The organism is Janthinobacterium lyxosi (assembly GCF_051380665.1).
GTDB lineage: Bacteria > Pseudomonadota > Gammaproteobacteria > Burkholderiales > Burkholderiaceae_D > Janthinobacterium.
The window spans coordinates 190,965-206,381 of record NZ_JBNYXM010000001.1; the positions used below are offsets into that span (position 1 = coordinate 190,965).

Annotated in this window: 16 protein-coding genes; 7 read left to right on the top strand and 9 right to left on the bottom strand. The window is 62.4% G+C overall.

All coding sequences use genetic code 11. The features are described 5' to 3' along the window. Nucleotides 1–262: 262 nt before the first annotated feature. From ACQ4WP_RS00945 to ACQ4WP_RS00955, 3 genes are all read left to right on the top strand, one after another. A complete protein-coding gene (locus ACQ4WP_RS00945; RefSeq protein WP_436518246.1) occupies nucleotides 263–688 on the top strand; it encodes an organic hydroperoxide resistance protein in 426 nt (141 codons plus the stop codon). A 128-nt stretch (nucleotides 689–816) separates the two neighbouring features. Then, nucleotides 817–1,287: a GNAT family N-acetyltransferase gene (locus ACQ4WP_RS00950; RefSeq protein WP_436518248.1), complete on the top strand. Its 471-nt coding sequence runs from the start codon at nucleotides 817–819 to the stop codon at nucleotides 1,285–1,287. Beyond that, nucleotides 1,284–1,955: a Dph6-related ATP pyrophosphatase gene (locus tag ACQ4WP_RS00955; protein ID WP_436518250.1), complete on the top strand. Its 672-nt coding sequence runs from the start codon at nucleotides 1,284–1,286 to the stop codon at nucleotides 1,953–1,955. The genes ACQ4WP_RS00950 and ACQ4WP_RS00955 overlap by 4 nt, the downstream gene beginning before the upstream one ends. Before the next feature lie 74 nt (nucleotides 1,956–2,029). Here the strand turns inward: ACQ4WP_RS00955 and ACQ4WP_RS00960 are convergent, their stop codons facing one another. Continuing rightward, nucleotides 2,030–2,491 (bottom strand): FKBP-type peptidyl-prolyl cis-trans isomerase, encoded by a 462-nt coding sequence (locus ACQ4WP_RS00960; protein ID WP_436518252.1) that lies wholly within the window; start codon nucleotides 2,489–2,491, stop codon nucleotides 2,030–2,032. A 156-nt stretch (nucleotides 2,492–2,647) separates the two neighbouring features. Beyond that, nucleotides 2,648–4,525, bottom strand: a complete 1,878-nt coding sequence (locus tag ACQ4WP_RS00965) for a potassium transporter Kup (RefSeq protein ID WP_436518253.1) — start codon at nucleotides 4,523–4,525, stop codon at nucleotides 2,648–2,650. 238 nt (nucleotides 4,526–4,763) lie between these two features. On the opposite strand from ACQ4WP_RS00965, the gene rarD reads away from it, so the two are divergent. Together rarD and ettA are read left to right on the top strand one after the other, a co-directional pair. Continuing rightward, nucleotides 4,764–5,648 carry an EamA family transporter RarD gene (rarD, locus tag ACQ4WP_RS00970; protein ID WP_436518255.1) on the top strand — a complete coding sequence of 295 codons (885 nt, stop codon included), beginning with the start codon at nucleotides 4,764–4,766 and terminating at the stop codon, nucleotides 5,646–5,648. A gap of 97 nt (nucleotides 5,649–5,745) precedes the next feature. Continuing rightward, nucleotides 5,746–7,416, top strand: coding sequence for an energy-dependent translational throttle protein EttA (gene ettA, locus ACQ4WP_RS00975; RefSeq protein ID WP_436518257.1), 1,671 nt, complete (start codon nucleotides 5,746–5,748; stop codon nucleotides 7,414–7,416). A 71-nt stretch (nucleotides 7,417–7,487) separates the two neighbouring features. Here the strand turns inward: ettA and ACQ4WP_RS00980 are convergent, their stop codons facing one another. Further along, entirely contained in the window at nucleotides 7,488–8,069 is a 582-nt protein-coding gene (locus ACQ4WP_RS00980) for a porin family protein (protein WP_436518259.1), read from the bottom strand. A 239-nt stretch (nucleotides 8,070–8,308) separates the two neighbouring features. Here ACQ4WP_RS00980 and ACQ4WP_RS00985 point away from each other — a divergent pair, with 239 nt between their 5' ends. Then, nucleotides 8,309–8,890 carry a putative pterin-binding protein gene (locus tag ACQ4WP_RS00985; RefSeq protein ID WP_436518261.1) on the top strand — a complete coding sequence of 194 codons (582 nt, stop codon included), beginning with the start codon at nucleotides 8,309–8,311 and terminating at the stop codon, nucleotides 8,888–8,890. A gap of 156 nt (nucleotides 8,891–9,046) precedes the next feature. Here ACQ4WP_RS00985 and ACQ4WP_RS00990 read toward each other — a convergent pair whose 3' ends face one another. Further along, on the bottom strand, nucleotides 9,047–9,409 hold the full coding sequence (locus tag ACQ4WP_RS00990) for a hypothetical protein (protein ID WP_436518262.1): 363 nt from the start codon (nucleotides 9,407–9,409) through the stop codon (nucleotides 9,047–9,049). 298 nt (nucleotides 9,410–9,707) lie between these two features. Here ACQ4WP_RS00990 and ACQ4WP_RS00995 point away from each other — a divergent pair, with 298 nt between their 5' ends. Beyond that, nucleotides 9,708–11,162 carry a sensor domain-containing diguanylate cyclase gene (locus ACQ4WP_RS00995; RefSeq protein WP_436518263.1) on the top strand — a complete coding sequence of 485 codons (1,455 nt, stop codon included), beginning with the start codon at nucleotides 9,708–9,710 and terminating at the stop codon, nucleotides 11,160–11,162. A 1-nt stretch (nucleotide 11,163) separates the two neighbouring features. Here ACQ4WP_RS00995 and ACQ4WP_RS01000 read toward each other — a convergent pair whose 3' ends face one another. The 5 genes from ACQ4WP_RS01000 to ACQ4WP_RS01020 are packed head-to-tail and all read right to left on the bottom strand — an operon-like array spanning nucleotide 11,164 to nucleotide 15,411. After that, complete coding sequence (locus ACQ4WP_RS01000) at nucleotides 11,164–11,991, bottom strand: Rossmann-like and DUF2520 domain-containing protein (protein ID WP_436518264.1); 828 nt, start codon at nucleotides 11,989–11,991, stop codon at nucleotides 11,164–11,166. Between the two features lie 6 nt (nucleotides 11,992–11,997). Beyond that, nucleotides 11,998–12,585, bottom strand: a complete 588-nt coding sequence (locus ACQ4WP_RS01005) for a DUF924 family protein (RefSeq protein ID WP_436518265.1) — start codon at nucleotides 12,583–12,585, stop codon at nucleotides 11,998–12,000. A gap of 16 nt (nucleotides 12,586–12,601) precedes the next feature. Next, nucleotides 12,602–13,342: an MgtC/SapB family protein gene (locus ACQ4WP_RS01010; protein WP_436518266.1), complete on the bottom strand. Its 741-nt coding sequence runs from the start codon at nucleotides 13,340–13,342 to the stop codon at nucleotides 12,602–12,604. Next, nucleotides 13,343–13,591 carry a hypothetical protein gene (locus ACQ4WP_RS01015; protein ID WP_071079957.1) on the bottom strand — a complete coding sequence of 83 codons (249 nt, stop codon included), beginning with the start codon at nucleotides 13,589–13,591 and terminating at the stop codon, nucleotides 13,343–13,345. Further along, nucleotides 13,591–15,411, bottom strand: a complete 1,821-nt coding sequence (locus tag ACQ4WP_RS01020) for an aminopeptidase P family protein (RefSeq protein ID WP_436518267.1) — start codon at nucleotides 15,409–15,411, stop codon at nucleotides 13,591–13,593. The genes ACQ4WP_RS01015 and ACQ4WP_RS01020 overlap by 1 nt, the downstream gene beginning before the upstream one ends. Nucleotides 15,412–15,417 lie beyond the last annotated feature (6 nt).

A 15,417-nucleotide genomic window follows, 5' to 3' on the forward strand; every position in this document is an offset into this window, starting at 1 on the left:
TGGGCCAAGAATAGCAATCGGCGCCAGCGGCGGTGGCCATTATGCGATGGAAGGGCAATACTGGCGACAAAGGCAAGAAAATAAAGCATAAATATGCGTCGCCTCAAAATAAAATCGCTTGCAATCAAATAGCGCGCGATATATATTGAGCGCATGGACGCCGGCAATCGCTTCTTCAGACGGGCATCCTGGGGTTCCGGCCCACGAAACAAGTAGCACACTATTTAGTAGTCATCTATTTATCCATACCAAGGAAACCATCATGTCGATCAAACAAGTCCTGTACCGCGCTGTAGCTACCGCCACCGGAGGCCGCGAAGGCCGTGCCGTATCGTCCGACAATGTGCTGGACGTCAAGCTGAGCACGCCAAAAGAACTGGGCGGCAATGGCGCCATCGGTACCAATCCGGAACAACTGTTCGCCGCCGGCTACTCGGCCTGCTTCATCGGCGCCATGAAATTCGTCGGCGGCCGCGACAAGATCGCCCTGCCGGCGGACCTGTCCATCGAAGGTAAGGTCGGCATCGGCGCCATCGAGACGGGCTTCGGCATCGAAGTGGAGCTGACAATTTCGCTGCCAGGCATGGAACGCACCGCCGCCGAAGCGCTGGTCGCCGCCGCCCACATCGTGTGCCCGTACTCGAACGCCACGCGCGGCAACATCGACGTCACCCTGACGCTCGTCTGAGCACACCTGACATAGGCTGCTGCACGTCGCGCTTTGCCATCAAAACCGCACTGCCATGAAGGCAGCGCGGTTTTTTTTCACGTGTACCTTTAGAATGGCGCTCTTTTCCTGATTTTTCCGGAGTACGCATGATCGCCTGGCAATGGAACACGTTCGACGAACTCGGTCCCCACGATTTGTACCAGGTGCTGGCCTTGCGCCAGCGCGTGTTCGTCATCGAACAGCAGTGTATTTACCCGGACCTCGATGGCCATGACCAGCAAGCCATGCACTTGCTGGGCTGGCAAATGGTCGATGGCCAGCGCCAGCTGGCCGCGTACCTGCGCGTGCTGGCACCCGGCGCCAAATACGTGGAAATGTCGCTGGGCCGCGTGCTGACGGCGCCCGAAGCGCGCACCACGGGTGCCGGCAAGCAGCTGCTGGCGGAAGGCATCGCGCGCGCCGAACGCCAGCATCCTGGCCACGCCATTCGCATCGGTGCGCAGCAGTACCTGGAGCGCTTCTACCAGTCGTTCGATTTTGTCACCGTCAGCACCCCTTACGACGAAGACGGCATACAGCACATCGACATGCTGCGCGCGGCGGAGACGGCAGCATGACGACGGCCCTCATTTCCTGGAGCGGCGGCAAGGATTCCTGCCTGGCCCTGTGGCGCGCGCGCAACGCAGGCATGCGCGTGCCGCTGCTGATCACGGCCATGGATGAAGATGGCCGAAAATCGCGCTCGCACGGCGTGCCGCCGGAATTGCTCGAAGCGCAGGCGGCCAGCCTGGGGGCGCGCCTGCAGCGCTATCACGCCAGTTGGGCCAGCTACGAGGAAAAATTCATCGCCATGCTGCGCGCGGCGAAAGACGATGGCATCGATCACGCCTTGTTTGGCGACATCGACCTGCAGCCGCACCGCGACTGGGAAGAAAAAGTCTGCGCCAGCGCCGGCCTGACGGCGCACCTGCCCCTGTGGGGCGAAGCGCGGTGCGCGCTGGTCGACGAATTTCTCGCCGCCGGCTTCAAGGCCATCGTCGTGTGCATCAATGGCCAGCACCTGGCGCGCGAATTTTGCGGACGCGAGTTCGACGCCGCCTTTTTGGCCGACCTGCCGCCCGGCGTCGACGCCTGCGGCGAAAACGGCGAATTCCACACCTTCGTCTACGATGGTCCCGCCTTCAGCGCACCGGTGGCGCTGCGCCGCACGCAGGTGCTGCAATATGACGCGCCGGCCACGCTGGGCGGCGCCACCTATTACTTCCAGGAACTGGCGCCAGCCTGACGGAGACAGGGCCCGCAAAGCAAAAAGGGGCGATTCCGTGGAATCGCCCCTGGTATTGGCTGCCCTGCGCGTGACTACTTTTTCTCCACGCCGATCAACTTGACTTCAAACAGCAAGCCCGCGTAGCCGGGAATCGACGGCAGCTTGCCCGCCTTGCCATAGCCCAGGTCATACGGAATGGACAGGATGCGGGTGCCGCCAACCTTCATGCCGACCAGGCCGCGGTCCCAACCCAGGATGACCTGGCCGACACCCAGAGGGAAAGAGAAACCGGCGCCCGCCTGGTTCGCATCGAACTGCTTGCCCTTGTTATCCGGCTTGCTTGCGTCATACAGCCAGCCCGTGTAAAGCACGGTCAGGGTATCGCCCGCTACTGCCGCCGTGCCAGTGCCAACCACCACGTCGGGGAAGGTGAGATCCTTCACCTGCGTATTCGGGTCGAGCACGACCGGCTTTTCCGTGTTGGCAGCAGCGCCGCAGGCGGTCAGGGCCACGGCGCAAGCGAGCGTGGCGATCAATTGAAATACCGATTTCATGGTTTCCCTTTAAATATTGGTGTGTGACTGAGGCCCGTACGGTGCGGACCGGTACGGGCTGGAGTTTAACAGGTGTCGCCGGCCCCATTTGTAAGCAGACGTAAGCACGGCGCTGAATGGTGCGCCGATGCAACGTTACAAAAATGGCCATAATATCTAGATTTCCACCTGCGTGCCCAGTTCGATCACCCGGTTGCTGGGGATCTGATAGTAGTCGGCCGCCGTGCGCGCATTGCGCGACATGGTGACGAACAGGTGCTCGCGCCATGGCATCATGCCGGCCCCCGGCGTCGAGATGATGGTCTGGCGCGCGATGAAGAACGACGTTTCCATCATCTCGAAATCCATTCCCTGCTCGGCGCATTGCGCCAGCGCAGCCGGAATATCCGGTTCATCCTTGAAGCCGTAATGCACATTGACCTGGTAGCACTGGTGGCCCAGCTCCACCACGCGCACGCGCTCGGATGGCGCCACCCACGGCTCTTCATGCATGAAGACGGTCAGGAAAATCACCCGCTCGTGCAACACTTTGTTGTGCAACAAGTTATGCAACAGCGCATGCGGCACGCCATCCGTTTCGCCGCGCAGGAAGATGGCCGTGCCGGGCACGCGCAGCGGCGGCGCGATGAACAGCGACGAGAGGAATTCGTTGAGCGGGATCGCATGTTTTTCCAGATTCAGGAAGACCAGCTGGCGGCCCCGTTTCCAGGTCAGCATGATGATGAACAGGATGGCGCCCAGCAGCAGCGGGAACCAGCCGCCGTGGAACAGTTTCAGGGAACTGGCCGCGAACAGGTTCACATCGATGATCAGGAAGAAACCGGTGGCAGCCCAGCACAGCAGCAAATTCATCTTCCAGCGGTAGCGGATGACGAAGAAGGTCAGGATGGTGGTCGCCAGCATGGTGGCCGTGACGGCGATGCCGTAGGCGGCGGCCAGCTTTTCCGACGAGCCAAAACCGACGACGGCCATCAGCACGACGGCCAGCTGCAGCCAGTTCACGGCAGGAATGTAAATCTGGCCGATTTCGCTTTCCGACGTGTGGCGCACGCGCATGCGCGGCAAGAAGCCCAGCGCGATGGCTTGCTTGGTCATCGAGAAGGTGCCGGAAATGGTCGCCTGCGAGGCGATCACGGTGGCCATGGTCGACAAAATCACCAGCGGATACACGCTCCACGCGCCCAGCTGCTGGTAGAACGGATTGGAAATGGCTTCCGGATGCGCCAGCAGCAGCCCGCCCTGGCCCAGGTAATTCAGCGCCAGCGCGGGGAAGGCGATCAGGAACCAGGCCATGCGGATCGGCTTCTTGCCGAAATGGCCCATGTCGGCGTACAGCGCCTCGGCGCCCGTCAGTGCCAGCACCACGGCGCCCAGCGACAGGAAGGCGATGCGGCCATTGTCCAACAGGAAAGCCACCGCGTGCAGGGGATTGACGGCGGCCAGGATGGCTGGCGACTTGATGATGTTGACCACGCCCATGCAGGCGAGCGCGACAAACCATATCACCATGATGGGAGCGAAGAAACGGCCGATGCCGGCCGTACCGTGCGACTGCACCGAATACAGCGCCACCAGCACGGCGATCGTCAGCCACACCACATATGGGCTGAAGGCAGGCGTGGCCACTTCCAGACCTTCGATCGCCGACAGCACCGAAATGGCCGGCGTGATCACGCTGTCGCCATAGAACAGGGTGGCGCCAAAGACACCGATCACCATCAGCGGCACATGCCAGCGCGACGACTTGCTGACGGATGACAGCACCAGCGCCATCAGGGCCATGATGCCGCCCTCGCCGCGGTTGTCGGCACGCAGCACCAGGGTCACGTACTTGAGCGAGACGATCAGGGTCAGGCCCCAGAAAATCAGCGAGACGATGCCCAGCAGATTGTTATGCGTGACCGCCAGGCCATGGGCAGGATCAAACACCGTCTTCAGGGTGTACAGCGGACTGGTGCCGATATCGCCATAGACGATGCCGACAGCAGCCAATGTCAGGCCGACCAGGCTGCTTTTTTTATGTTCCGACGTCAAGATTGCACCCGTTTTTGTTTTGTTGCATCGCACAATATGATAGGTATTAGCAAATAGCAAGAGTATTTTTGCATGGTTCCGCAGCTGCCCCAAAGTCGTTGTTTTGTGCCGCTCCGCCTTGCTGCGCGGGCTCGCGGTCATAGATTTGTTGCCATTCTACGCCTCGCCGGCGGCGCCGGGCAGCCCCCGCTGTTTTCATCCATAATGACAGACCGTCTACTCTCCAGCGTACCTCATTATGAATCCAGGCATGCTCTACGCTTCCCTCGCCTTCCTGTGCTGGGGCCTGTTCCCCCTGTATTTCCATGCCATCGACGAGATCGCACCGCAGGAAATCCTGGCACACCGCATGGTCTGGTCGCTGTTGTTTCTCGGCATCGTGCTGACCGTGCGCCGCCAGTGGAGCTGGCTGGGCAGCCTGAAAGCGCAGCCCAGGGTCGTGGCCAGCTTCGTCGCCAGTGCGTTTTTACTGTCCGCCAACTGGTTCATCTATATCTGGGCCGTCAACAACGGCCACGTGGTCGACGCCAGCCTCGGCTATTTCATTACGCCCCTGATCAATGTCATGCTGGGCTTCTTGCTGCTGCACGAGCGCCTGCGCCGCCTGCAATGGCTGGCCATCGGCCTGGCCGCCTGCGGCGTGGCCTGGCTCACATGGCAGGCGGGGCAGGTGCCGTGGATCGCCCTGCTGCTGGCAGCCACCTTCGGCGGCTATGGCTTGCTGCGCAAGACGGCCGCGCTGGGCGCGCTGGAAGGCCTGTCGTTTGAAACATTGATTTTATTCCCCCTGGCACTGGCCTACATGCTGTGGCTGGGCTGGCATGGCCAGAGCGGCTTCGTCAATACTGACTCGTCCGCCACGCGCGCGCTGCTGCTGGCGTCCGGCCCTATCACGGCCATTCCCCTGCTGCTGTTTGCCGCCGGCGCGCGCCGCCTGCCGCTGGCCGTGCTGGGTTTGCTGCAATATATTGCCCCCACGGGCCAGCTCCTCATCGGCGTGTGGGTCTTCCACGAGTCGTTCACGCGCGAGCGCATGCTGGGCTTCCTCGTCATCTGGACGGCGCTGGGCCTGTATGCGGCCGAAGGCCTGTGGAGCAGCCGCCGCGCGCGCAGCGCCGCCTAGTCTTACCCCTGGCGTCCGTTTCCGCAGCGCGCAGCGCTGGCCGGAAGCGGGCGTTTACCGTATCCTGTCCGTCTTTGTATATCACCCGAGATTTCTAATGGCAAATTACGTCTACACCATGAATCGCGTGGGCAAAATCGTCCCGCCCAAGCGCCAGATTCTGAAAGATATTTCCCTCTCCTTCTTCCCAGGCGCGAAGATCGGCGTGCTGGGCCTGAACGGCTCCGGCAAATCGACCCTGCTGAAAATCATGGCAGGCATCGACACCGACATCCAGGGCGAAGCCGTGCCGATGCCGGGCCTGAACATCGGCTACCTGCCGCAGGAACCGCAGCTGGACCCGGAAAAAACCGTGCGCCAGGAAGTCGAGTCGGGCCTGGGCGAAGTATTTGAAGCACAAGCCAAGCTGGAAGCCGTGTACGCCGCGTATGCCGAGGAAGACGCCGATTTCGACGCCCTGGCCACGGAACAGGCGCGCCTGGAAGCGATCATCTCGACTTCCGATGGCGGCAATTTGAATTTGCAGCTGGAAATGGCCGCTGACGCGCTGCGCCTGCCGCCATGGGATGCCACCATCGGCGTGCTGTCCGGCGGTGAAAAGCGCCGCGTGGCGCTGTGCAAGCTGCTGCTGTCCAAGCCCGACATGCTGCTGCTCGACGAGCCGACCAACCATCTGGATGCAGAATCGGTCGACTGGCTGGAACAATTCCTGCTGCGCTTCCCCGGCACCGTGGTGGCCATCACCCATGACCGCTACTTCCTCGACAATGCAGCCGAGTGGATCCTGGAGCTGGACCGCGGCAGCGGCATTCCATGGAAAGGCAATTACTCGACCTGGCTGGAGCAGAAGCAAGCCCGCCTGAAGCAGGAAGAATCGACGGAATCGGCGCGCCAGAAGGCGCTGCAGAAGGAATTGGAATGGTCGCGCCAGAACCCGAAAGCGCGCCAGGCCAAGTCGAAGGCCCGCCTGGCCCGCTTCAACGAGCTGTCCGAGCACGAATACCAGAAGCGCAACGAGACGCAGGAAATCTTCATTCCCGTGGCCGAACGCCTGGGCAATGAGGTCATCGAGTTCAAGAATGTGTCGAAAGCGTTCGGCGACCGCCTGCTGATCGACGACCTGAGCTTCACGATCCCGGCCGGCGCCATCGTCGGCATCATCGGCCCCAACGGCGCCGGCAAGTCGACCCTGTTCAAGATGATCACGGGCCAGGAACAACCGGACAGCGGCGAAGTGGCCATCGGCCAGACGGCGCGCGTCTCCATCGTCGACCAGAACCGCGGCGACTCGCTGTCGGACAGCAAGACCGTCTTCCAGGATGTGTGCGGCGGTGCCGACATGCTGACCGTGGGCCGCTTTGAGATGCCGTCGCGCGCCTACCTGGGCCGTTTCAACTTCAAGGGCGGCGACCAGCAAAAAATCGTCGGCAATTTGTCGGGCGGTGAACGTGGACGTTTACACCTGGCAAAAACCTTGCTGGCGGGCGGCAACGTCCTGCTGCTTGATGAACCGTCGAACGATCTGGACGTGGAAACCTTGCGCGCACTGGAAGACGCCCTGCTGGAATTTGCCGGCAGCGTGATGGTCATTTCGCATGATCGCTGGTTCCTCGACCGTATCGCCACGCACATCCTGGCATTCGAAGGCAACTCGCAAGTGAGTTTCTTTGACGGCAACTATCAAGAGTACGAAGCGGACAAGAAAAAACGCCTGGGCGAAGAAGGTGCGAAACCAAAACGTATTCGCTACAAGCCTCTGACAACGTAATTGACGTCTGACCATGCAAAAAGGCAGTTACCTCACGGTAACTGCCTTTTTTTCAACCCATTTCCAAGTGATTAGAAATTGTAGCGTGCGCCTAAAGCCAGGCCCGTAGCCTTGCGGCCCTGGTCGGCACTCTTGCCGAAGTGTTCCACTTCCGCCGTCAGCGAGACTTTCTCGTTGATCGCGTACTGGGCACCGACGGAAGCGTACACGCCCGTCTTGTCGTTGCCGCTGATGCCGGTCGACAGGCCGGTGCCGCTCAAGCTATTCTTGACCTTGGCCACACCGAGCTTACCGAACACGCCGATCTTGTCGGTCACCGGCATGGTAGCCTTGCCGGCCAGATAGTAGCCATGCGAGTCGCTTTTCACGGAACCGTTACCGGCACCGGTGACATAGCTGTAATCCTTGCTGCCGAAATCGGCATAGCCGCCCTCTACCGCCCAGGTTTTATCGAAATCGTAACCGGCGAAGATCTTGGCACCGGCCTTGTAGCCGCTGTGATTATCGGCGCTGGTGGCGCCAGGAATATCAAAATTGTAGCGGTTGCCCGTGATGCCGGCACCCACATAGGCGCCTTCAGCGTGTGCGGCGCTCATGCCGGTCAGTGCGGTAACGGAAGCGATCATTGCAAACAGGATTTTCTTTTTCATCATGTTCTCTCTCTCTCAATTAATTAATGTTCCTAGATTCGTGCCTGGATTCGCAGTTCAGCGAAGTGCGATGACTACACAATAACAGCCGAAAAAAGCTACGTCTTTCTCCATTCCGTAAGAACTGTGACAAGATGTAAGCTGACATTGCAAACTGACAATAACGGCAAAATACGCCCTGTTAAGCGAACTTAATATAGACTTAAGAGCATTGGCGATTTTCAGCCCAAGAGGAGAGGTACATGCACAAACGCCAGTTTCTCGCCGCCGCCATGGCGGCCACTGCCCTGCCCACCCTGGGCCGGGCGGCGCCCGCCACTCTGCGCGGTCCGGCCCTGCTGACCATCACAGGCAGCATAGCCAAGCCCAACCGGGGTCCGTTCGACGCCGTGCGCGACCAGATGATGCACAAGCAGAAAGTCAGTTTTGAGCGGGCGCGGGCATTCGACTTTGCGGCGCTGACGAACTTGCCGGCGCGCACCATCTACCCCACCCTGGAATACGATGGCAAGGCGCACGCCCTGCGCGGACCGCTGCTGGTCGATGTCTTGAAGGCGGCGGGCACGCCGGAGGAAGATGAGGTGCGCCTGCTGCTGCGCGCCGTGGACGGCTATGCGGCAGCGCTGACCGTGGCGCAGGCGCGCGCACAGCGTTTTATTGTCGCCACCCACCTGGACGGACAGGCGATGGCGCTGGGCGGCCTGGGGCCGCTATGGGCGATCCATGATGCCGACCGCATCGCGGCCGTGGCGGCACTGCCCCTGGCCGAACGATTCGCCAGCTGCCCGTGGGCGCTGTATCACATCGGCGTGGAGACAGGTTGAAGCTACTTAAAACGCCAAACAAAACCGTAGCGAGCGGAAGAGAGGCTCGGCGCCCCCGTTGGCTCGAGAAGCGCAACTGTACGGAGGTACGGGGACGCCGAGGCAGTGAGCATCGGAGGCCGCAAATCACGACGCGCAGTAGGTTTTGATAGGCGTTTAGGCGTAGGCTTCGGCCATCGACATGACACGTGGCGCGATGGTGATGCCGTGCTCCTCGAACAGGGCCGTGATGGCCACCAGGTTGTGCGTGCACTCCTCGGTTTTCCAGCCCTTGAAGATATCCGTGCCATCCTTCTGGAAATGCAGGTCCAGCACCTTGCCCTGATCCTTGTGCAGGTAGGGCGAACTATAGGTGTTCTCGTAGCCGAGCGCCTTCAATTGCCCCAGCAAGGCATGTGGTGGATGATCGGGATCGGTGGCGAGGAAAATGCCAAAGGTCTTGCCCGGTGGTTTGGCGGCGATGTCGACTTCATAAATGCCGGGGGCCTTGCTGACAGACGTACTCTTTAAAAATAACATACAACACTCCCTGCGCGTGGTGTCCTGCGCCGAAAACGGGCGGCAAGACAGGGGCGGTGCGCAATGATTCCCCTCGTCAAATCTTATTGCTAATTTGCATCTTTGTCGACAAATCGGCACTTTTATTTAGTAAGTCGTGGTTATCTTGTCGTGTACACCAGCGTAAATTATCAATAAAGCCAGTTATCATTGCGCCAATATCCGGCCTGCTGCATACTTTTGGCTTGCGTAAAGATTGCCCCCGGCCTCGCGGCCTGAGCCAAGATCCACGCGCCCTGGCCTGCCTACCCTCGTACCCATGCGCCTTCTGTCGATCAAGTACCGCCTGCTCATCCTCCTGACCCTGATCCTGGGGGCGGGCTTCATAGCCACCAGCCTGGCCAGCTACCTGGCGTCGCGCCAGGCCATCGAGCATGGCATCGCCGACCAGACCTTGCCTTTGACGGGCAACAATATTTATTCCGAAATCCAGAAGGACATGCTGCGCCCCGTCTTCATCTCGTCGCTGATGGCGCACGACACCTTCGTGCGCGACTGGATACTCGCCGGCGAAAACAAGCCGGAACAGATCGTGCGCTACCTGGCCGAGGTCAAGAAGAAGTACGGCGCCATCACCAGCTTCCTCGTCACGGACAAGAGCAGCAAATATTATTACGCGGAAGGCACCCTGAAATCCGTCAACCCGCAAGCGACGCGCGACATCTGGTATTACCGCGTGCGCGCCATGGACAGCAGCGATTATGAAACCAATGTCGACGTGGACATGGCCAACCGCGACAGCATGACCATTTTCATCAACCACCGCGTGGTCGATTACAACGGCCAGTTCATCGGCGCCACCGGCATCGGCCTGACCCTGGACACCATGAGCCACATCATTGATCGCTACCAGGTACGTTTCCACCGCAACATCTATTTTGTCGACGGCGCCGGCACCCTGGTGCTGGCGGGCAAGACCAAGCGCAACGGGCACGGCAACATCCGCAACTTGCCCGGCGTGAGCAGCATTGCCGAGCAAATCATCAACCGCCGGAGCGAACCGACGCATCTGTCGTACCAGCTGGGCCGTGCGCAAATCCTCGTCAACTCGCGTTTCATTCCCGAACTGGGCTGGTACCTGGTGGTCGAGCAGAATGTCAGCGACGAAGTCAAGTCGCTGCAGCGCGTATTCATCCTCAACCTGGCCATCAGCTTTGGCGTCACCCTGCTGGTACTGCTGCTGACCTTGCTGACGGTGAACCGCTACCAGCGCCGCATCGAACGCATCGCCTCGACGGATGCGCTGACGGGTTTGCTGAACCGCCAGTCGCTGGAATTGCTGTTCCAGCGCGCCATGCTCTTGTCCAAGCGCAATGCACAACCCATGTCGGCCATCCTGTTCGACATCGATTTCTTCAAGCGCGTCAACGATACCCACGGCCATCTGTGGGGCGACAAGGTCATCCGTGGCGTGGCCGACGTGGCGCACGCCACCGTGCGCGAAAGCGATGTCATCACGCGCTGGGGCGGCGAGGAATATCTGGTGCTGCTGAATAACTGCAGCCTGGCCAAAGCAGAGGAGGTGGCGGAAAACCTGCGCGCCGCCGTCGAACGGCACGATTTCGGCCTGCCCGCGCCGCAGCTACCCGTGACGATCAGTCTGGGCGTGGCCGAATACCGGCCCGACGAAAGCGAGTCAGCGTTCTTTTCGCGCGCCGACAGCGCCTTGTATCAGGCCAAGCAGCGCGGACGCAACGGCGTGCACGCCGCCTGACTCATCCCCCGCGCTTGCGTCTGGCCAGATCCTGCGTGGGCGCCACCAGCGCCCGGTACAACTCGCCCGTGGCGGCATCCCAGCTTTGCACGGCCAGCTGTTGGCGTTGCACGGTGGCCGCATCGCCCCGTGCGATGGGTCCGGAGAGCGCGGGTGCGGCGCCCAGGCGGAACACATTCGCCACCGCTTCCGTCACCAAAGGCTGGGCCAGTTCGCGCGCCACCGGCTCGGGAATGCCAGCCGCCTGGTAGGCGCGCAGCGCGGCATCGAGCACCGTCACCAGGTAATTGCTGGCAAACACGGCAGCGGCGTGATACAGGGTCTTGGCGGCCGGATCGATGGGCACGGGACGCGCACCGATGGCATGCAAGGCTGGCGTGAGGAAGGCCAGCGCCAGCGGATCGCCTTCGACGCCGCAAAACGTGCCGTCAAAGGTGACTGCCACCTGCTGCGGGTCGGCAAAGCTGCGGATCGGGTGGGCGCTGGCGACAAAAGCGCCGGCCTGCGTGGCCGCCAGCAGCACGTTGGAAGCCAGCGCGCCGCTGCAGTGGAACACGATGGCGCCCGCCTGGCGTCCTTCGGCCACCAGCGCCGCGCAGGCCGGGTCGATCTGGTCGTCCGCCACGGCCAGCATGGTGACGTCGGCGCGCCGCAAGGCCGCATAGCTGGCGACGGGGGTGCCGGCGCCCATGAAATCCACGGCCGTCTGCGCCGACGCCATCGAGCGCGTCAGCACGTCCTGCACCACGACGCCATCCACGCCGGCGAACAGACGGCCCAGCACACGGCCCACATGGCCGGCGCCGATGATATTCAGGGTGACGTCCATGGCTGCCTAGAAACTGGAACCGGGCTGGCGCAGAAATTCCACCTCTTCCGGCGTAGAGGGCCGGCCGAGAATGGCGTTACGGTGGGGGAAGCGGCCAAAGCGGGCGATCACTTCCTGGTGCCGCTGCGCATAATCGAGCATGCCGTCAAAACCGGGCTGCGCCTGCGACAGCAGCTGGAACAGCTCGACGGCGCGCGCCTGCATGGCCAGGTCTTCCGCGTGTTCGAACGGCAGGTAGGCGAAGGCGCGCAGCATCGGCGGCAGCTGCCGCTCTTGCCCTGCGTCCGTCAAGGCGACGGCCAGCGCCAACGCCAGGGCGTCGCCGGCAAAGGCGCGCGGCGTGCCGCGGTACACATTGCGCGTAAACTGATCAAGCACGATGAGGCGCGCCAGTGCGCAGTGCGGCGTCGCGTCCCACGCGCGCAAGCCGCCCTCGATGGCGGTATCGATCAGCGCGCCGAAACGCGCGCGTATCTGCGCGTCGAAGCCGTCATCCTTGCGGAACCATTCCACGCGCGATTGGCCATAGTCAGGGTTATCCGGCGGCAGGAACCAGAAATCGAGTACATCTTGGGCCTGTGCATCCATGTCCATCCTCTCAGCATCCGTATCAATTACGGGCATGCGACAGCTGGAAGCCGGCGATGCCTTCGAAGGCGGCCAGTTCGGCCGACATGGCCGACAGGCTGGCGCCCGTGTTCTTGCCATGCGCGATGGCGACAAAGCGCCATTCCTGCATACCGTCGGTGCTGCCGATGGTCAGGGAGCCGCCGGCGATGTCGTAGCCGCGCTTGGCCGCCATGCGCCGCAGCGCATCTTCGCGCGGAACAAACCCTTGCTTGAAGCGCATGGTGATGGCCACTGCGTGGCGCGACGGTAGCCAGTTTTCCAATTTTGACAGAAAAATCATCGCCATCGCGCACATGAAGGCCAGACCCATGGCCGACAGATAAAAGCCGATGCCCACCATGATGCCGATCACGGACGAGGCCCAGATCGAGGCGGCCGTCGTCAAGCCGCTGATATTGAAGCCTTCGCGCATGATGACGCCTGCGCCGAGGAAACCCACGCCCGTGACGATACCCTGGATGATACGCGTGGGGTCGCTGCCGATGATGTTGCCATGGCCGCCGTACCAGAACTCCGGATAGCCGCCCAGCACCGTCAGCGCGGCCGAGGCCATGCATACCAGGCCATACGTGCGCATGCCGGCGGCGCGCCCGTGATATGAGCGCTCATAGCCCACCAGCAAGCCCAGCAGCAACGCGCCAAGCAAGTTCAGCAGGATCACGCCATTCGTCGCCAGCTCGGCCGGCGACCAATAGGCGCGCAGGAAGTCGATGGTCGGCATTTAGGGCTTTTTCGTCAGCTGCTTTTCAAACGCCACATCGAGCTTGCTGACGCGGCGCGCCTTTTGCGGCCCCAGTCCATTGACGAAGGCGACAAAGGCATCCAGTTCCAGCGGCGGGCACAGGGGCGGCAAGCCGGGACCTTCCGTCAGGAAAAACAGTTCATCGCCCGTGCGCGCCATCGTGTAGAGGCGGTGGCCGGTGCGTTCCTTGAGCCGCTCGATGGCGGAGGTGGCGCGGGTCGAACGCATCAGATGGCTCCCGTGCGCTGTTCCAGCCACGCCAGCGCGTCGCCCGCCACGTGCGGCGCCAGGCGTGCGCGCACGGTGGCGTGATAGTCGTTGAGCCAAGCCGCCTCGTCGTCGCGCAGCAGCGCACGCTCGACGCAGCGCGTGTCGATCGGGCACAGGGTCAGAGTTTCAAAGCGCAAGAATTCCCCGAACTGCGTCGTCCCCGCAGGGACCGCTGGTACATTCAGCACCAGGTTCTCGATGCGGATACCCCACTGGCCGGGACGGTAGATACCCGGTTCGATGGAGGTGATCATGCCTATCTCCATGGCTGTCTGCGGCTCCGGCATGGCGGACTGGGAAATCGATTGCGGGCCTTCATGGACGTTCAGGAAAAAGCCCACGCCGTGCCCCGTGCCATGGCCAAAGTCGATGCCCTCGGCCCACAGCGGCGCGCGGGCAATCGCATCGAGCATGGGCGACTTCACGCCGCGCGGGAACTGCGCGCGCGACAGGGCGATCATGCTGCGCAAGACCAGGGTGAAATCGCGCTTGTGCTCGGCCGTGATCCTGCCGACGGGGACGACGCGCGTGATATCCGTGGTGCCGCCCAAATACTGGCCGCCCGAGTCGATCAGCAGCAAGCCGTCGCCTTCGATGGTCGCTTCCGTGCCCGCATGGGCGTGGTAATGCATGATCGCGCCGTGCGCGTTGAAGCCTGCGATGGTGCCGAAACTGGGGCTCACAAAATGCGCACGGCGTGCGCGGCATGCCGTCAGGTGTTCGTCGACGCCGATTTCCGTCAAGGGCGCGCGCTGCGGGTCGGCCAGGGTGCTATCTAACCAGCTGAAAAATTCGCACAGGGCGGCGCCATCCTGCTGCATGGCGGCGCGCACGTGCGCCGCTTCGCTCTCCGTCTTGCGCGACTTGGCCAGGGTGGTCGGGTTGATCGCTTCGACCACGCGCACGCCCTCGGCCACGGCCTGGCGCGTGCCGAACGTAATGCGGCGCGGGTCCAGCAGCAAGGTGGCGCTATCAGGCAGGGCGCCCAGTGCGGTGCCGGCACGGTCATACGCGGCCACGTCCACGCCTTGGCTCTCCAGCGTGGCGCGCAGCGCGGCGGGAAGTTTGCCGTCGGCGACGAACAGGGTGGCGCGCTCCGGGCCCACCAGCGCATGCGCGAGGAAGACGGGGTTGTAGTTCACGTCGGCGCCGCGCAGATTGAACAGCCAGGCGATATCATCAAGGGTGGAAATCACATGGTGGCTCGCGCCGTGCGACGCCATGCTGGCGCGCAAGGCCGCCAGTTTTTCCATGCGCGCCAGGGCCGGATACGCCGCCGCATGTTCCACCACGGGCGCAGCGGGCATGGCCGGACGCTGCGGCCACACGGCTTGCAGCAGGTCGGCATCGGTGCGCAGGGTCACTTGCGCGCCCAGCGCCTGCTGCAGCAGGCGCGCATTGGCCAGGCCCAGCACGGCGCCATCGACGGCCACCGTCTGCCCCGGCTGCATGGTCTCGCCCAGCCAGTCGATATATAGCACGCTGGCGCCGGACGGGATTTTTTTCAGAACGATGCCGCTGCCGGACAGTTCGTCTTCCGCCTGCTCCCAGTAGCGGCCATCGGTCCACACGCCGGCGAAATCCTGCGTCACGACCAGGGTGCCGACCGAACCCGTAAAGCCCGACAGCCACTCGCGGCCCTGCCAGCGGGCCGGCAGGTACTCGGACAAATGCGGGTCGGCCGATGGCACGATGCAGGCGTCGATGTGCTGCGCGCGCATGGCACTGCGCAGCTGCGACAAACGGGAGGCGGGAGTGGCTTGGTCAGGTGTCTGCATGGGAGC

Excerpts from the sequence above, each read along its gene's own strand:
- ACQ4WP_RS00945 (WP_436518246.1), top strand. The coding sequence starts at position 263 with ATGTCGATCAAACAAGTCCTGTACCGCGCTGTAGCTACCGCCACCGGA.
- ACQ4WP_RS00950 (WP_436518248.1), top strand. The coding sequence starts at position 817 with ATGATCGCCTGGCAATGGAACACGTTCGACGAACTCGGTCCCCACGAT.
- ACQ4WP_RS00955 (WP_436518250.1), top strand. The coding sequence starts at position 1,284 with ATGACGACGGCCCTCATTTCCTGGAGCGGCGGCAAGGATTCCTGCCTG.
- ACQ4WP_RS00960 (WP_436518252.1), bottom strand. The coding sequence starts at position 2,491 with ATGAAATCGGTATTTCAATTGATCGCCACGCTCGCTTGCGCCGTGGCC.
- rarD (WP_436518255.1), top strand. The coding sequence starts at position 4,764 with ATGAATCCAGGCATGCTCTACGCTTCCCTCGCCTTCCTGTGCTGGGGC.
- ettA (WP_436518257.1), top strand. The coding sequence starts at position 5,746 with ATGGCAAATTACGTCTACACCATGAATCGCGTGGGCAAAATCGTCCCG.
- ACQ4WP_RS00980 (WP_436518259.1), bottom strand. The coding sequence starts at position 8,069 with ATGATGAAAAAGAAAATCCTGTTTGCAATGATCGCTTCCGTTACCGCA.
- ACQ4WP_RS00985 (WP_436518261.1), top strand. The coding sequence starts at position 8,309 with ATGCACAAACGCCAGTTTCTCGCCGCCGCCATGGCGGCCACTGCCCTG.
- ACQ4WP_RS00990 (WP_436518262.1), bottom strand. The coding sequence starts at position 9,409 with ATGTTATTTTTAAAGAGTACGTCTGTCAGCAAGGCCCCCGGCATTTAT.
- ACQ4WP_RS00995 (WP_436518263.1), top strand. The coding sequence starts at position 9,708 with ATGCGCCTTCTGTCGATCAAGTACCGCCTGCTCATCCTCCTGACCCTG.
- ACQ4WP_RS01000 (WP_436518264.1), bottom strand. The coding sequence starts at position 11,991 with ATGGACGTCACCCTGAATATCATCGGCGCCGGCCATGTGGGCCGTGTG.
- ACQ4WP_RS01005 (WP_436518265.1), bottom strand. The coding sequence starts at position 12,585 with ATGGACATGGATGCACAGGCCCAAGATGTACTCGATTTCTGGTTCCTG.
- ACQ4WP_RS01010 (WP_436518266.1), bottom strand. The coding sequence starts at position 13,342 with ATGCCGACCATCGACTTCCTGCGCGCCTATTGGTCGCCGGCCGAGCTG.
- ACQ4WP_RS01015 (WP_071079957.1), bottom strand. The coding sequence starts at position 13,591 with ATGCGTTCGACCCGCGCCACCTCCGCCATCGAGCGGCTCAAGGAACGC.
- ACQ4WP_RS01020 (WP_436518267.1), bottom strand. The coding sequence starts at position 15,411 with ATGCAGACACCTGACCAAGCCACTCCCGCCTCCCGTTTGTCGCAGCTG.